Raw genomic sequence first — 14589 nt, 5'->3', positions numbered from 1 at the left:
TCGGACCGCGATCGAGAGGACCTCCGCCGATGACGTCGCCCACCACCTCACCGACTGAACCAGGCGCGCCCGTGACACCGCGGGTACCCTCCCGGTTGACCTTGCCGGTCGTCCTGACGGGGGTCGCGCTGGCGGCGATGTCGATCTCCGGCACGGCGATCGCCTTGCCGAGCATCGGAACCGACCTCGGTACGGCCGGCTCGGCGCTGAACTGGGCGGTCGCCGGGTACAACCTCGCCTTTGCGGCGATGACCCTGGTCGCCGGCGCGGCGGCCGACCGGGCGGGGCGTCGCCGCATCTTCGTCGTCGCGGCCGTGCTGTTCGCGGCCGGGTTCCTGGTCACGGCGTCCGCACCCACGATCCAGGTCCTGGACGCGGCCCGCATCGTCTCCGGCATCGGGGCCGCCGGAGTCATGGCCGCCGGCGGCGCGCTGCTGGCATCCGGGTACGACGGCGCGGCGCGCAATCGGGCGTTCGCGTTCATGGGCACCATGGCCGGAGTCGGGATCGCGGTCGGCCCGACGCTCGTCGGCGGACTGATCAGCCTGACCGGATGGCGCGGCAGTTTCGGCGTGTTCGCCGCCCTGGCCGCGCTGATCGCCGCCGGTGCGACGCGGCTCGCCGAATCACGGGACGAGCACGCACGAACCGACTGGATCGGCAGCGGCCTGTTCGTGATCGCGCTCACCGCGGTCATGTTCGCGCTGCTCGAAGGCCCGAGTTTCGGGTGGATCCATCCGGTCGTCATCGCGGGCTTCGGTGTTGGCGCGGTCGGCCTGATCGTGTTCGTCGTCGCCCAGCGGCGCGGCGCCGCGCCGATGCTCGCGCCCGAGCTCGTCGCCAACCGCGGGTTCATGGGCTGGTGCCTGGCCACGCTGACGACGTCGATCGGGTTCCTCGGCGTGCTGGTGTTCTTGCCGACGTACCTGCAAGCCGTCTCCGGCCACACCCCGGTCGCCGCCGGACTCGTCATGTTGCTGCTGACCACGCCCGTACTGGTCGCACCGGTCCTCGCCGCGACCGCGGTCAACCGCGGCGTCTCGGCCCGGGTCCTGATCATGACCGCTCTCGTACTGGTTGTCGTCGGCAACGTGGCGTTGCTGATCCTTCGCCCGGACCACACGGCCGTACGCGTCGCTGTCCCGCTGCTGCTGATCGGGATCGGGATGGGAACCTCGTTCGGGATCACCGATGGGCAAGCCATGGCGCTGGTTCCGGCGCGGCTCTTGGGTACGGCCGCCGGGTTCCTCAACACCCTGCGAGGTGCGGCCGAAGCCCTCGTCATCGCCGGGTTCAGTGCGTCCCTGCTCGGTTTCCTCACCAGCAAGCTCGACGACCGAGGGCACGCGGCCGATGTCGCCGCTGGCCACCTGACCCCAAGCGACCCAGTCCGCGCGTTCGAGATCGGTGCATTCACCACTTCCTGGCACTTCACTCAGCTCGGCGTCGGCGCCTTGTGCCTGCTGCTGACCGCAGCCGTCGCCGCCCTCCACTTCACCAGCCCGGGGGGACGTGGCGATGCCCGCGAAACCTGACGGCGCCACGTCGGCCGGCCACATCGATCCGGCGGAGCCGCTGACCATCGGGGAGGTGATGCGGCGTACGGGAGTGTCTGCCTCGGCGCTGCACTTCTACGAACGCCGAGGCCTCATCGTCAGCGAGCGAACGTCCGCGAACCAGCGTCTGTACGCCCGGCACATGCTCCGCCGCATCTCGCTCATCCTGGTCGCGAAACGACTAGGGATACCGCTGGCCGACGTCGCCCGGGTGTTCGCCGACCTGCCCACCGATCGCGCCCCCACCCAGCACGACTGGCACCACGTCTCCCGTGTCTGGAAACAGCAACTGGAAGAACGCTCCCGGCAACTGGAAGCCCTAGAACGCCAACTGACCAGCTGCATCGGCTGCGGCTGCCTGTCCATGAAGGCATGCCTCCTCCTGAACCCCGACGACACCCTGAAAGACCAGGGCCCCGGCCCAGTCCGAATCCAGTCCTACCAACCCACGCCGCCCAAGACCACACACCCCAAACCCAACGGCTCTAGCCCATAACTGCACCTGTCGTCTCCTCTCGGCGTCGCCGAAGGTGTTGACGCCGAAGTGACGCGGGCATCGCCACAGTGAGTACATGCGAGTGCCCTCGCCATGATCTCGAAGACAGGACATCCGATGAACGACATCACACGGCGCCGGGTGCTCGGCGGCGCACTTTCCCTCGCGGCCGGGTTCACACTTCAGACCGTGCCTGGAAGCGCCGGCGCGGCCGGCCGAGGAAGCGACCGGGTCCGTCTCGCGCTGCCCGCGCCCACCGGGCCGTACGCCGTCGGCACGGCTGCCTTGCACCTCGTCGACAAGACACGTCAGGATCCCTGGCTCACCGTTGCACGTCCACGGGAGCTGATGGTCAGTCTGTGGTACCCGAGCATCGGACGCGGCCGAACCGCGCCGTGGATGACGGCGGCCGCGCTCGCGCGGTACCGACCGGAACTGACGACCTTTCTCAACCAGCCGACCGGCCCGGACACCGGGGCAGGCCCCAAGGCCGCCGCAACCCAGCCGGTCTCGTTGGACACCGTCGACTTTCCTGCTACGCATGCACGGAGCGGTGGGCCCGTCGCACCATCCTTGCGCCCGCGTCCCGTCATCTTGTTCTCGCCCGGATTCGCCTTCGGTCGCGAGCACGGAACCTTCGTGGCGGAGGACCTCGCCAGCCACGGGTACGTCGTGGTGACGATCAGCCACACGTACGACGCCGCGGAAGTGGAATTCCCCGGCGGGCGGGTCGAGATCGGCAGGCACGATCTGGATCGCGAGCCGAACCGCGCGATGCAGATCCGCCGGGACGACACCCGGTTCGTCCTCGATCAGCTCACCCGATTCAACGCGGGTCACGGCTTGTCGCCGCGTGATACCCGCGTGCCGGCCGGCCTTCGAGGCAGTCTGGATCTGCGCCGGGTCGGCATGTTCGGACACTCGCTCGGTGGAGCCACCACGGCACAGGCGATGGCGAACGACGCACGCATCGGTGCTGGGATCAACCTCGACGGCAGCTTTTTCACCGACTCGGGCCCGGACGCCGGACCCGACCGGACGCGCCAGGAGCTCGTCCGGCTCGCGGACCGCATCGGCGCCCGTCCCTTCATGATCATGGCCTCGGGCGGATTCGGCCCCGACTACTTCGGAGACCTGACAAGCGTCGTCTGGCACAACCTGCGCGGGTGGCACCGGTTTCTGTCGATCACCGGCTCCACCCACTACACGTACACCGATCTACTGCCGCTGCTGACCGGCCTCGTGAGGGGCAGAGTCATCCCCGAGGCACCGCAGGTCGGCGTAGGACTTGACCCCGACCACGCGGTCACTGCCATCCGCACCTACATCCGCGCGTTCTTCGACCTGTGGCTGCACCGCCGTCCGACACAGCTCTTCGACGGCGCCTCGACGCGGTATCCCGAAGTGAAGTTCTACTCCTGACCCGCGGCGCCCCAGCCAGAGTCGGGAGCCCGATCACGTCGGTAACCGACGCCGGATGCCAGACCGCGATGCCCAACCGCAGTCGATCATGTGGGTAACCGGAGCCGGATGTCAGACGGCGGTGCCCAGCCAGAGTCGGGAGCCCGATCATGTGGGTAACCGACGCCGGATGCCAGACCGCGATGCCCAACCACAGGAGCCGAGCGAAGCGAAGGCGCAGGGGGTGTGGGTGGCGGAGCCCCCACTCGCGGCAAGCGAAGCGCAGCCGCACAAAATGCCGAAGGCGACCAGCTCCGCGCTCTCCGCGGACACAGGTCGCCCTCGACTTCGGGTGAGTGACGGGACTCGAACCCGCGACCACCTGGACCACAACCAGGTGCTCTACCAGCTGAGCTACACCCACCATTGCCGTCCGAACCGCGACGGCTGAGCAATCATAGCGATCAACTCGCGGGAGCTGAAATCGAGGGTGAACGTGCAGGTCAGGAGGCTGTTGTGGTGTCTTCGGCCGGGCTGTTCGGCGTCGGCGCGCTCGGGGCGGGGGCGCTCGGGGCAGGTGCGCTGACGAGGCTTGCGGCGGCGCGGGCGGTGGGGGAGTCGGGGCCGGGCTGGGGGACGAAGACGGTTTCCCGGTAGTAGCGCAGCTCGGCGATGCTTTCGGTGATGTCGGCGAGCGCGCGGTGGTTGCCGTTCTTGGCGGGCGTCGCGTAGTACACGCGCGGGTACCACCGGCGGACGAGTTCCTTGATCGAGCTGACGTCGACGTTGCGGTAGTGCAGGTGGGATTCGACCCGGGGCATGTCGCGGACCAGGAACGTCCGGTCGGTGCCGACGGAGTTCCCGGCGAGGGCGGCCTTGCGCGGTTCCTTGACGTACCCGCTGATGAAGTCGAGGACCTGCTGTTCGGCGTCGGCGAGCGGGATGCCGTCACCGAGCTCGTCGAGCAGCCCGGACGCGGTGTGCATGTCGCGGACGAAGTCGCCCATCTGTTCGAGCGCGCCGGGGGGTGGCGCGATCACCAGATCGATCCCGTCACCGAGCACGTTCAGTTCGTAATCGGTGACGAGCACCGCGACCTCGATCAGGGCATCGTTCGCCAGGTCGAGGCCGGTCATCTCGCAGTCGATCCACACCAGCCGGTCGTTCATGGGCACCCACCTTACGGCGACGCCCGGACAGTTCGGCGACGGCGTACCCGGTTAACGCGCCGCGTGACCGAGGTGGACGCTCCGGACGGACAGTACGGCCAGGTCGCGGCGCCGCCCGAGGTAATACTGTCCTTCCGGGTCCAGCAACTGTCTCCAGACCTCCAGATCGGCCGGCTCCAGCCACTCCTCATCACCGGTCACCACAGGCCCGTGTCCGTGCCCATGACCGTGCCCAGCGCCGGTACCGGTCATCCGCTCGATCCGGGCGCGGAACTGGTTCACGAGTTCGTCCAGCCGTCCGGCCGGCAGTGGCGCGGGCGTTTCGGTCAGTACGCTGCGAGTGGTCACGTCGGTGAGTCCAGCGCGGCTCAGTGCCTCGGTCCACCCGTACGGCATCGGTACGGAGCCAGGTAGTGACTCCCGCATCACCTTGAACCACTTGTCCTGGGCCAGGTCCAGCCGGAGCTCCAGTCCGGGCTCACCGATACCGAGGTCCCATGGCAGGTGTCGCGCGGGCAGTCCGCCCTCAGCCAGCGCCAGCCGACCGCCTGGTGCGAGCAGGGAGGCCAGGGCGTCAATGGCAGCTTGCTGGTCGGCGGCGTGGTGCACTGACGCGGACGCCCAGACCAGATCGGCCGGTGCGGCGATTGCCTGCCGCAAGGGCTCTGCACCGGCGTCCATTGACGCCAGCTCGCACCGCACGAGACCAGCGGTGTGCTGGCGGGCCTGTTCGAGTACTTCTGGATCCGCGTCGATCGCGACCACCGTCGTACCCGCTGGGAGAGCCTCTGCCAGCGCCTTGGCCATGCCACCGCCGCCACAGCCGACGTCTGCAACCACCCGGTCGCCGTCGCGTACCAGGCTGCCGGCCACGGCAGCGTTCCAGTCGGCCTCGCCTGCGGCTGATGCCCGGAGCCGTCCGGCCTCTTCGGCCCAATCGATCTCGATCATGCGCCCAGTGTCGCCCGCGCTGGGGCTCCGCCGGGCACGCCGTTGCCGGAGTAGCAAAAGCTGGAGCAATAGAAGTAGAGAGAAGGTCTACTGTCTGTCCGGTGTACCGCACCGATCGTCTGACCCTGCTGCCGCTGCAGATCGAGTACGCCGCGCGGATGGCGGACGTACTGTCAGATCCAGCGCTCTATACCTTCACCGGTGGTGAGCCGCCCACTGTGGACGCGCTGGAAGCGCGCTACCGCCGTCAGCTGGCCGGTCCGGGTCGTCCGGGCGAGCAGTGGCTCAACTGGGTGATCCAGGTCGAGGAGGAGCTGATCGGGTACGTCCAGGCGACTATCACTGGGCGTACTGCGGAGATCGCCTGGGTGCTGGGTACGGGCTGGCAGGGCCGTGGTTACGCCAAAGAGGCCGCCCGGGGGCTGGTGAGCTGGCTGCAGACGCAGGAGGTCGACCGGGTCGTCGCACATGTTCACCCGGAGCACACGGCATCAGCCGCCGTCGCCGCAGCGGCCGGTCTGCACCGCACCGACGTCCTGGACGACGGCGAGTACCTCTGGACCACCTGACCAGCGACCACGCCACCTGACCAGCGACCACGCCACCCGACCAGCGGTCACGGCGCCGGACGAGCCGCCACGCAAGACAGGGTGGCGGCAAGACAACAGGCCCGGCCGAACGAGTCGGCCGGGCCTGTCGCGGTACGCCTCAGAGCGGGCGGACGTTCTCCGCCTGCAGGCCCTTCGGGCCCTGGGCGATCTCGAACTCGACCCGCTGGTTCTCGTCCAGCGACCGGAAGCCCTGCGTCTGGATCGCCGAGTAGTGAACGAAGACGTCAGCGCCGCCGTCCTCCTGGGAGATGAAGCCGAAGCCCTTCTCGCCGTTGAACCACTTCACTGTTCCCAAAGCCATGATTTTCTCCTGATACGACAAAACGCCCGGCGGATCACAAATCCGCGGGCGCTTCGAAACGAACGTGGAACTGCAAAACATCAACCGCCCAGGAGCGTAGCACGCTCAGTGACCCGACAGCCATTGTTCCGTGCCGCGAGCGTCGTATTCTTCTGGTGTTCCCGCCCACGTCGCCGTGCAGCCAGGCGTACCGCACTCGCAGGCGAACGGGTAGGGCGGCAGTTCCGCGAGCCCGAGGTCCGCCTGCCAGAGCCGTCCCTGCGTACAGGCGGCCAGGTTCTCGTACTGCCGCTGCCGGCGTAGCTCCGAGCCACCCGCCAGCGCGGGCACCGTGCCGATCGCCTCCCGCACCGCCCGTCCAACAGCGGCCCAGTCCGGCTCAGCTGGCACCTCGATGAGCACCCGTCCACGCTCCGCCGTCTCACGTCGTACCCGGTCCGCCAGCACCGCGTCCCGCGCCAGCAGAGCCTCCAGTCGCGTATGACCGGCAGGATCGTCCACGCGGGCCAACCGCTCCTCCCGAGCCCGACGGGTCTGGGCAGCATCCGGTACTAACCAGACTGCCGCGCTGACTCCATCAGCCATCGACGGGAAGAGCTGTGGTCCCTCCACCAGCGCGGGTACGTCACCCAGCGCGCGCCCCCGTACATCAGCGACTACCAGCTCCAGCCGCAACCGCGCCGTCTGGACGAAGGCATCAGCGGCGTACTCCGGCCCCTGCGCCAGCTCGTCAGCTAACGGCCGGAGCGGTGGTAGCCGGTCCAGGTGCGCGTACGTCCAGAGGTCAATGGGATGAAGCGGCAGATCGCACTGCCGCGCCAGCTCCCGGGCGATGGTCGACTTGCCCGCGCCGGGAGCTCCACCGATCCACACCATCGCCGGCCAACTCATCCAGCCATTGTGTCCCGGGTGTACGTGGCCAGCGACGCTGCACCGGCAGGTACCTGTGAAACGAGCCGGAGGTGCAGCGGCTTGTCCGCCGGGCCGAACAGCTTCTCACCGGCGCCGACGATCGACGGCATGGTCATCAGCCGGTACTCGTCCACCAGATCGGCTTCCTGCAGTGCCCTGATGACACTCAGGCTGCCGGTGACCGCGATAGTGCGCTGCTCCGACCGCACGTACTCAGTAAGAGGCTGCGGCAGCAGTGTGGAGTTCGGGAACGCGGACAGGTCGGTCAGCGAGTGTGACGCGACCACTTTGGTCATCTTGTTCATGCGGGTGGAGAAGTCGTCGGTGCGGTTCGGCCAGAGGCGGCTGAACAGCTCCCAGGTGTTCCGGCCGAGCAGTAGTACGCCGCTGTCCATCAGCTCGCCGAGCCGGAACTTGTCCCCGCCGACAGTCTCCGGACCGTGCCGGAAGGCCCATCCGCCGGCCGGGGTGCCGCCGGAGCCGTCCGGGTCGGTGACGATGCCGTCGAGGCTGATGAACGCGGTGACGATGACGTGGCCCATGGTCCTGCTCCTTCGTAATGGTTCCTGACACCCGTACATACCGCCGGGCCGGAGCGGACTCATCGGTCGAGTTCTGGCGAATTTCTGTGATCTTGACCGCATTCAGACTCCAGCCTACTGTATTCCGTATACAAGCCGGAGAAAGGCAGGGACCTCCATGAGAGTCGCGATTCTCGGCGCCGGCGCGATCGGCGCGTACGTCGGCGCGGCGCTGCACCGGGGTGGGACCGAGGTCCACCTGGTGGCCCGCGGCGCGCACCTCGAAGCGATCCGGTCCGACGGCGTCACGGTGCTCAGTCCGCGTGGTGACTTCACCGCCCGGACGCCGGCGACCGACGATCCGGCCGAGATCGGCCCGGTCGACTATGTCTTCCTCGGGCTGAAGGCGAACTCGTACGCGAGCGCCGGACCGCTGCTGACGCCGCTGCTGCACGATCGTACGGTCGTCGTCGCGGCCCAGAACGGCATCCCGTGGTGGTACTTCCACGGGCTCAAAGGCCCGTACGAAGGCCGGCGGATCGAATCGGTCGACCCGGGCGGCGCGGTCACCCAGGTACTCGAACTCGGCCGCGCGATCGGCTGCGTCGTCTATTGCTCGACCGAACTCGAAGGACCCGGCGTCGTGCGCCACCTGGAAGGAACCCGTTTCTCGATCGGCGAACCCGCGGGCGGACGGTCGCAACGATGCGAGGCGTTCAGTACGGCGATGGTCGCCGGCGGACTGAAGTGCCCAGTCGAGGACGATCTGCGCAAGGACATCTGGATCAAGCTGCTCGGGAACGCGGCGTTCAACCCGATCAGCGCGCTGGCCCGGGCGACGATGGTCGAGATCGCCACCCACCAGGGCACGCGGCAGATGGTCCGGCTGATGATGGAGGAGTCCTTGGCGATCGCCGCCGCGCTCGGGTGTCACCCGGAGATCTCTGTCGACAAGCGGATCGACGGCGCCGAGCGGGTCGGCGAGCACAAGACGTCGATGTTGCAGGACCTGGAGAAGGACAAGCCGCTCGAGCTCGACGTCATCCTGGCCGCGGTGGTCGAGCTCGCCGAGCTCACCGGTACGCCCGCGCCGACGTTGCGCGCCGTACACGCGGTGACCGACCTGCTCGCAACCAAAGTCGGGGTGGCCTGAGCCGAACATACCAAACGGTTTGGTATGGCACCTGGGTCCGGCCGCAGCACGACCGGGCCCACCCGGGCTGCCGCCCGCGGCTCGCCGGTGGACGTTGTGTTGACGCAAACATGTCTAGACTGCGAGACACACGGGAGGTGCCGGGGTGGAGGGAACGGTGAGCAGGCGGCGGCGGGGTCCGTCGATGGCTGACGTCGCGCGGCTGGCGGGGGTGTCCGGGCAGACCGTCTCGCGGGTGGCGAACGGCCGGCAGAACGTGGACACGATCACCCGCGCCCGCGTGCAGGCGGCGATGCGGCAGCTCGGCTACCGCCCGAACGGCGCGGCCCGGGCGCTGCGCAGCGGCGAGTTCCGCAGCGTCGGCGTGATCGTGTTCGAGCTCTCCACCTTCGGTACGAAGAGCACGCTGGACGCGATCGCCACCGCCGCGACCGAGCGTGGGTACTCGGTGAACCTGATGCCGGTGCTCGCGGTCAGCCGGCAGGCGGTCGCCGACGCGTTCGCCCGGCTGGCCGAGCAGGCCGTCGACGGCGTGATCATGATGATCGAGGCCTGGGTGCTCGACGAGGTCGAGCTGCCGGTCGGCCTGCCCGTCGTCGTGGTGCATGCCGGCGGCGGGCACTACGACCATCCCGTCATCGACACCGATCAGGTCCAGGGCGCGCGGCAGGCGACCGAGCATCTGCTCGAGCTCGGGCACGAGACGGTGTGGCATGTCGGTGGCCCGTCGATCTCGTTCGCCGCGAAGCAGCGGCGTGAATCCTGGCAGCAGACATTGCGCGATCACGGGCGTGCCGTGCCGCCCGCGCTCACCGGCGACTGGTCGTCCACATCCGGGTACGAGGCCGGCTGCCGGCTCGCCGCGAACCCTGAGGTCACGGCGATCTTCGTCGCGAATGACCAGATGGCGCTCGGCGTACTGCGGGCGCTGCACGAGCACGGTCGCGCCGTACCCGATGAGGTCAGCGTGGTCGGGTTCGACGACATGGAGGAGGCGGCGCATTTCTGGCCGCCGCTCACCACCGTCCGGCAGACGTTCAGCGATATCGGGCGGCGCAGCGTGGACGCGCTGATCGCGGAGATCCGCTCGGTCGATCACCAGCATCGGCGCGTACCCGTACCCACCACCCTGATCGTCCGCAAGAGCACCGCGCCGCGCTAGTTCAGGATCGTGCGGAGGAGGTTGGCGGTTTCGGTGGGGGTTTTGCCGACGCGTACGCCGGCCGCTTCGAGTGCCTGTTGTTTCGCGGCCGCCGTACCGGATGAACCGGACACGATCGCGCCGGCGTGGCCCATCGTCTTGCCCTCCGGCGCGGTGAAGCCGGCCACGTAGCCGACCACCGGCTTGGTCACGTTCGCCTTGATGAACGCGGCCGCCCGCTCCTCGGCGTCGCCGCCGATCTCGCCGATCATCACGATCGCGTCGGTGTCCGGGTCGTCCTGGAACGCCTGCAGCGCGTCGATGTGGGTGGTTCCAATGATGGGATCACCGCCGATCCCGATCGCGGTGGAGAAGCCGAAGTCACGCAGTTCGTACATCATCTGGTACGTCAGCGTGCCGGACTTCGAGACCAAGCCGAGTCGTCCGGGACCGGCGATGTCGGCGGGGATGATGCCGGCGTTGGATGCGCCCGGGCTGATGATACCCGGGCAGTTCGGGCCGATCACGCGTGTTCCGTTCGCCTGGGCGTACGCGAAGAACGCGGCGGTGTCGTGGACCGGTACGCCCTCGGTGATGACCACGACGAGGGGAATCGCGGCATCCACTGCCTCGATCACCGCGCCCCGGGCGAACCGTGGTGGTACGAAGATCACCGACACGTCCGCGCCGGACGATCGGACCGCGTCGGCGCAGGATCCGTACACCGGGATCGAGCGTTTCGCGAAGTCGACCGACTGCCCGCCCTTGCCCGGGGTCACGCCGGCCACCACATTGGTGCCGGCAGCAAGCATCCGGCTGGTGTGCTTCTGTCCCTCGGCCCCGGTCATGCCCTGCACCACGACCCGGCTCTTCTCCGTCAGAAAGATCGCCATCTCCACACCTCTCTACGCGGCCCAGTAACCGCAACCGTTGTCAGAAGCAACGTTGTCAGCCACAACGTTGCGGGCGGCAAGGTCCTACGCGGCCAGTTCGGCGGCGCGGGCAGCGGCGCCGTCCATCGTGTCGACCCGTTCCAGCCCGGCCAGTCCGGCCCGATCCAGAATCCCGCGACCCTCCTCGGCGTTGTTCCCGTCCAGTCGCACCACCAGCGGCTTCGACACCGCTTCACCCCGGGAGGCCAGCAGCTCGTACGCCTGCACGATCCCGTTCGCCACCGCGTCACAAGCGGTGATCCCACCGAACACGTTCACGAAAACACTGCGCACCTGCGGATCCGACAGGATGATCTCCAGCCCGTTCGCCATCACCTCGGCACTCGCGCCACCGCCGATGTCCAGAAAGTTCGCCGGCCGCGCGCCCGCGTATGCGACGACATCCAGCGTCGACATCACCAGCCCGGCGCCGTTGCCGATGATCCCGACCGAGCCGTCCAGCTTCACATAGTTCAGCCCTTTGGCATGCGCCGCGGCCTCCAGTGGATCGGCGGCGGCGTGATCCTGGAAGCCGGCATGGTCCGGGTGCCGGTACGCCGCGCTGTCGTCGAGCGTGACCTTGCCGTCCAGTGCCTCCAGTGAGCCGTCGCCCAGCCTGACCAGTGGATTCACCTCGACCAGCGACGCATCTTCGGCGACAAACACCTTCCACAGTCGCCGTACGACCTCGGCCGCCGCCGCCGGGAACCCGGCTGCGGCCACGATCTCAGCTGCCTTCGCCTCGTCCACGCCAGTGATCGGATCAATCGGCACCTTCGCGATCGCGTCCGGGTTGGTGTGCGCGACCTCTTCGATCTCCACGCCGCCCTCGGTGCTGGCGATGCAGAGGTACTCACGGTTCGCCCGATCGACCAGGAACGAGAGGTAGTACTCCGCGGCGATGTCCGCGGCCGGCGCGAGCAGCACCCGCCGTACGGTGTGCCCCTTGATGTCCATCCCGAGGATCTCGCGGGCCTTCGCTTCCGCCTGGTCCGGGTCGCCGGCCAGCTGCACGCCGCCCGCCTTGCCTCGCCCGCCGGCCTTGACCTGCGCTTTCACCACCACGCGCCCGCCGAGCGCGCGGGCCGCGGCCGCCGCGTCCGCCGGGTCGTAGAGCACCCGGCCGAGCGTCACCGGGACGCCGTGCCGGGCGAACAGTTCCTTGGCTTGGTACTCCATCAGGTCCATGTCCCTCCAGATGTTTGATGACGACTGTATTCGGTATGCAATCTGGTCACAAGAGCCAGTCGCAACGTCCCAGCTCTGGACAACCTCGGCCCGGGAGGCGTACGAAAGATCCCATGTAGACCTAATACGGTATGCAGTACGCATGGAGGTCTGATGAATCACGTGATGCCCACGCCCCGGGATGTCCGTGACGTCTACGGACGCCGGTACCGGATCGGTGAGGATGCCCGCGAACTGACCGGCCACTCGCGCCGCTGGCAGCTGTGGGCTGCCTGGGCGTGCATGGTCGCGATCAGCCCACTGCAGTATTCATTCGGCACCGCCGCGCTCGGCCTGGCGCCCGATCACGGCTGGGGAGCGACGCGTGCGCTCTGGCTGCTCGCGATCTTCGTCGCCTGCCAGGCTCTGGTCGCCGCACCGGCCGCCTGGGTGCAGCGGGTACGACGTGCCTCGCCGACCCAACTCGTCGTCGGCGGTGGCGTACTCGCCGCGATCGGCCTCGTCACCCTCGCCCACGTCGACAGCTACGCCGCGGCGCTCGTCGGCTATGCGATCCTCGGCGGCACTGGCGCGGGCATCGTGTACGCCGCGTGCATCACCACGTCGGCGCGCTGGTTCCCGGATCGGCGAACCGCCACGATCGGCTTTGTCACCGGTGGATTCGCGATCGGCGCGGTGCCGAGTATCGCCTTGCTGGCCTGGTTTCCATCCAGCCTCAGCATCATCTTCGATCTGACCGCATTGCTCGCCGTGCTGGTCGTCCTGATCGCCGGCGGCCTGCTCAAGGACCCGCCACGGCACTGGTGGCCGGCCGAGCTCGACGCGCAGGCCTGGGCGGTCGACCGGAAGCTGAATCGCAACATCCCGCACAACATCCCGGCAGCGCGCCAGTACCGGCCGGTCGAGGCGATGCGTACGGGCGCGCTTCCGCTGATGTGGTTGCTTCTGGCAATCAGTGCCGCGCTGTCCTTGTTCGGCATCGGATTCGTGGTCAGCTACGCGGTCAGCACCGGACTGAGTATGGGCGTCGCCGCGTTCGCCGCCGGACTGCTTGCCGCTGTCAACGGTCTTGGCCGTTCGTTCGCCGGTCATCTCTCCGACCGGTTCGGCCGCCGCCGGGTACTGGCCGCCGTACTGATGATCGAGGGATTCGCCCACCTGGGCCTCGTCGTCGCCAACACGGGCTGGGTGTTCGTCGCCTGCGCGATGTTCGCCGGACTCGGCGGTGGCGCGTTCTACGCGATCATGGCGAACCTCGTGCTCGAGTTCTTCGGCGAGAACAGCCTGCTCCAGAACCAGGCGATCCTGTACTCGGCGAAGGCCGTCGGCGGCCTGATCGGTATTGGCGTGGCCGCGTCCGTGGTGGCCGCGATCGGCTACCGCCCGCTGTTCCTCGGCGCCGGCCTGCTCGGCGTACTCACCGCGCTCAGCGTCCGCCTGCTCAAACAACCTGGTCGACCCGCGTTGCCGGTGCGTTCGCAACTCGGTACGCCGGTGGCCGGCGAGTGAACGGGTACGGGAAGGTCGCGCGCGCTGACCCGTGTGTGATGGAGCTGGTGTCGCGCCTCGCCCGCGAGCCGTGGACCGATCGTCCGGCCTGCGTGCATCCGGTGCTGAGCGCGGTGGCGCGGGCGGTGCATGACCACAGCAGCCTGTCCGGCCGCCGCGAGCTACTGCCACTGGCGCCGCGCTTCATCGACACCAGCCGGGTCGGCTTCGAGTACTCCGCCCGGCTGGTCGCGCTGTGCGTCTCGACAGCGTTGACCGTCGGGGAGGTCCGTCCCGACGAACGCCGTCGCATCCGCGCGGCTCATGAGACCGCGCTGCATCTGCTGGGCTCGCAGGATCGGCCCGGGGGAGCGGCGCGCTGGTGGCTGCCGGCGCTCGGCCGATGGGGCGAGCCGTTCTATCGAACGTTCGTTGCTCCGGAGCATGCGGCCGAGGCCGTCGCGGTCACTGCCCGGTCCGCCAACGGTGACGTACGAGCACGCGCCTTGCTGAAGCAGTGCCTCGCTCAGGGCGCCGTACGCCCAAGACCTTCGTGCTCCGCGTCCGCCCGGAAATCCGGCTCGTAGTCGCGATTCCTCAACGCCACAAGGGAATTCCGCAACATCAGTAGCCCTGGTGGGTCCGGTCGAGTTCGTCGGGAATCGTCATCGCGGCCTCCTGGTGCCGAGCTCTGGACAACCACCATCGAGTGGGTTAAGACTACGACTACACCATACGGTATGCAATCTACAGCAAGCCTGATCAGGCC

15 protein-coding genes and 1 tRNA gene are annotated in these 14589 nt (G+C 68.4%); 8 read left to right on the top strand and 8 right to left on the bottom strand.

Features of this window, described 5'->3' with window-relative positions:
* Window positions 1-95: 95 nt before the first annotated feature.
* From HDA44_RS15560 to HDA44_RS15550, 3 genes are all read left to right on the top strand, one after another.
* On the top strand, window positions 96-1535 hold the full coding sequence (locus tag HDA44_RS15560) for an MFS transporter (RefSeq protein ID WP_184835025.1): 1440 nt from the start codon (window positions 96-98) through the stop codon (window positions 1533-1535).
* Window positions 1519-2052 carry a redox-sensitive transcriptional activator SoxR gene (gene soxR, locus HDA44_RS15555; protein WP_184835023.1) on the top strand — a complete coding sequence of 178 codons (534 nt, stop codon included), beginning with the start codon at window positions 1519-1521 and terminating at the stop codon, window positions 2050-2052. Before HDA44_RS15560 ends, soxR begins: the two co-directional genes overlap by 17 nt.
* A gap of 117 nt (window positions 2053-2169) precedes the next feature.
* The gene (locus HDA44_RS15550) at window positions 2170-3474 is read left to right on the top strand and encodes an alpha/beta hydrolase family protein (RefSeq protein ID WP_184835021.1); all 1305 of its coding nucleotides are present in this window, start codon (window positions 2170-2172) and stop codon (window positions 3472-3474) included.
* A 330-nt stretch (window positions 3475-3804) separates the two neighbouring features.
* Here HDA44_RS15550 and HDA44_RS15545 read toward each other — a convergent pair.
* The 3 genes from HDA44_RS15545 to HDA44_RS15535 all read right to left on the bottom strand — a co-directional run bounded on the left by HDA44_RS15545 (window position 3805) and on the right by HDA44_RS15535 (window position 5573).
* Window positions 3805-3877, bottom strand: a tRNA-His gene (locus HDA44_RS15545).
* Between the two features lie 79 nt (window positions 3878-3956).
* Entirely contained in the window at window positions 3957-4622 is a 666-nt protein-coding gene (gene orn / locus HDA44_RS15540) for an oligoribonuclease (RefSeq protein WP_184835019.1), read from the bottom strand.
* 51 nt (window positions 4623-4673) lie between these two features.
* A complete protein-coding gene (locus HDA44_RS15535; RefSeq protein ID WP_184835017.1) occupies window positions 4674-5573 on the bottom strand; it encodes a class I SAM-dependent methyltransferase in 900 nt (299 codons plus the stop codon).
* Window positions 5574-5674: 101 nt separating this feature from the next.
* Between HDA44_RS15535 and HDA44_RS15530 the strand changes: the two genes are divergently transcribed.
* Window positions 5675-6142, top strand: coding sequence for a GNAT family N-acetyltransferase (locus tag HDA44_RS15530; protein ID WP_337906024.1), 468 nt, complete (start codon window positions 5675-5677; stop codon window positions 6140-6142).
* Between the two features lie 139 nt (window positions 6143-6281).
* Here HDA44_RS15530 and HDA44_RS15525 read toward each other — a convergent pair whose 3' ends face one another.
* The 3 genes from HDA44_RS15525 to HDA44_RS15515 form a co-directional block, all read right to left on the bottom strand.
* Window positions 6282-6485, bottom strand: coding sequence for a cold-shock protein (locus HDA44_RS15525; RefSeq protein ID WP_184835013.1), 204 nt, complete (start codon window positions 6483-6485; stop codon window positions 6282-6284).
* A 105-nt stretch (window positions 6486-6590) separates the two neighbouring features.
* A complete protein-coding gene (locus HDA44_RS15520) occupies window positions 6591-7376 on the bottom strand; it encodes a P-loop NTPase family protein (protein WP_238352460.1) in 786 nt (261 codons plus the stop codon).
* Window positions 7373-7939: a dihydrofolate reductase family protein gene (locus HDA44_RS15515; RefSeq protein ID WP_184835011.1), complete on the bottom strand. Its 567-nt coding sequence runs from the start codon at window positions 7937-7939 to the stop codon at window positions 7373-7375. Before HDA44_RS15515 ends, HDA44_RS15520 begins: the two co-directional genes overlap by 4 nt.
* A gap of 157 nt (window positions 7940-8096) precedes the next feature.
* Between HDA44_RS15515 and HDA44_RS15510 the strand changes: the two genes are divergently transcribed.
* Entirely contained in the window at window positions 8097-9071 is a 975-nt protein-coding gene (locus tag HDA44_RS15510) for a 2-dehydropantoate 2-reductase (RefSeq protein ID WP_184835009.1), read from the top strand.
* A gap of 184 nt (window positions 9072-9255) precedes the next feature.
* Complete coding sequence (locus HDA44_RS15505; RefSeq protein ID WP_184835007.1) at window positions 9256-10233, top strand: LacI family DNA-binding transcriptional regulator; 978 nt, start codon at window positions 9256-9258, stop codon at window positions 10231-10233.
* On the opposite strand, the gene sucD is transcribed toward HDA44_RS15505, so the two are convergent.
* Window positions 10230-11105: a succinate--CoA ligase subunit alpha gene (gene sucD, locus HDA44_RS15500; RefSeq protein ID WP_184835005.1), complete on the bottom strand. Its 876-nt coding sequence runs from the start codon at window positions 11103-11105 to the stop codon at window positions 10230-10232. The genes HDA44_RS15505 and sucD overlap by 4 nt on opposite strands.
* An 84-nt stretch (window positions 11106-11189) precedes the next feature.
* The gene (gene sucC, locus HDA44_RS15495) at window positions 11190-12332 is read right to left on the bottom strand and encodes an ADP-forming succinate--CoA ligase subunit beta (protein WP_184835003.1); all 1143 of its coding nucleotides are present in this window, start codon (window positions 12330-12332) and stop codon (window positions 11190-11192) included.
* A 153-nt stretch (window positions 12333-12485) separates the two neighbouring features.
* Here sucC and HDA44_RS15490 point away from each other — a divergent pair, with 153 nt between their 5' ends.
* Together HDA44_RS15490 and HDA44_RS15485 are read left to right on the top strand one after the other, a co-directional pair.
* Window positions 12486-13841 carry an OFA family MFS transporter gene (locus HDA44_RS15490; protein WP_238352459.1) on the top strand — a complete coding sequence of 452 codons (1356 nt, stop codon included), beginning with the start codon at window positions 12486-12488 and terminating at the stop codon, window positions 13839-13841.
* The gene (locus HDA44_RS15485) at window positions 13838-14407 is read left to right on the top strand and encodes a hypothetical protein (RefSeq protein ID WP_184835001.1); all 570 of its coding nucleotides are present in this window, start codon (window positions 13838-13840) and stop codon (window positions 14405-14407) included. The genes HDA44_RS15490 and HDA44_RS15485 overlap by 4 nt, the downstream gene beginning before the upstream one ends.
* Window positions 14408-14589: the final 182 nt, after the last annotated feature.

The sequence above is a fragment of the Kribbella solani genome, from assembly GCF_014205295.1.
GTDB lineage: Bacteria > Actinomycetota > Actinomycetes > Propionibacteriales > Kribbellaceae > Kribbella > Kribbella solani.
Note: the sequence above shows the minus strand (reverse complement) of the source record. Positions and strands in the feature narration are given on the sequence as shown.

Excerpts from the sequence above, each read along its gene's own strand:
- HDA44_RS15510 (WP_184835009.1), top strand. The coding sequence starts at position 8,097 with ATGAGAGTCGCGATTCTCGGCGCCGGCGCGATCGGCGCGTACGTCGGC.
- orn (WP_184835019.1), bottom strand. The coding sequence starts at position 4,622 with ATGAACGACCGGCTGGTGTGGATCGACTGCGAGATGACCGGCCTCGAC.
- sucC (WP_184835003.1), bottom strand. The coding sequence starts at position 12,332 with ATGGACCTGATGGAGTACCAAGCCAAGGAACTGTTCGCCCGGCACGGC.
- HDA44_RS15520 (WP_238352460.1), bottom strand. The coding sequence starts at position 7,376 with ATGAGTTGGCCGGCGATGGTGTGGATCGGTGGAGCTCCCGGCGCGGGC.
- HDA44_RS15550 (WP_184835021.1), top strand. The coding sequence starts at position 2,170 with ATGAACGACATCACACGGCGCCGGGTGCTCGGCGGCGCACTTTCCCTC.
- HDA44_RS15505 (WP_184835007.1), top strand. The coding sequence starts at position 9,256 with ATGGCTGACGTCGCGCGGCTGGCGGGGGTGTCCGGGCAGACCGTCTCG.
- HDA44_RS15515 (WP_184835011.1), bottom strand. The coding sequence starts at position 7,939 with ATGGGCCACGTCATCGTCACCGCGTTCATCAGCCTCGACGGCATCGTC.
- HDA44_RS15490 (WP_238352459.1), top strand. The coding sequence starts at position 12,486 with ATGAATCACGTGATGCCCACGCCCCGGGATGTCCGTGACGTCTACGGA.
- HDA44_RS15535 (WP_184835017.1), bottom strand. The coding sequence starts at position 5,573 with ATGATCGAGATCGATTGGGCCGAAGAGGCCGGACGGCTCCGGGCATCA.
- sucD (WP_184835005.1), bottom strand. The coding sequence starts at position 11,105 with ATGGCGATCTTTCTGACGGAGAAGAGCCGGGTCGTGGTGCAGGGCATG.
- soxR (WP_184835023.1), top strand. The coding sequence starts at position 1,519 with ATGCCCGCGAAACCTGACGGCGCCACGTCGGCCGGCCACATCGATCCG.
- HDA44_RS15525 (WP_184835013.1), bottom strand. The coding sequence starts at position 6,485 with ATGGCTTTGGGAACAGTGAAGTGGTTCAACGGCGAGAAGGGCTTCGGC.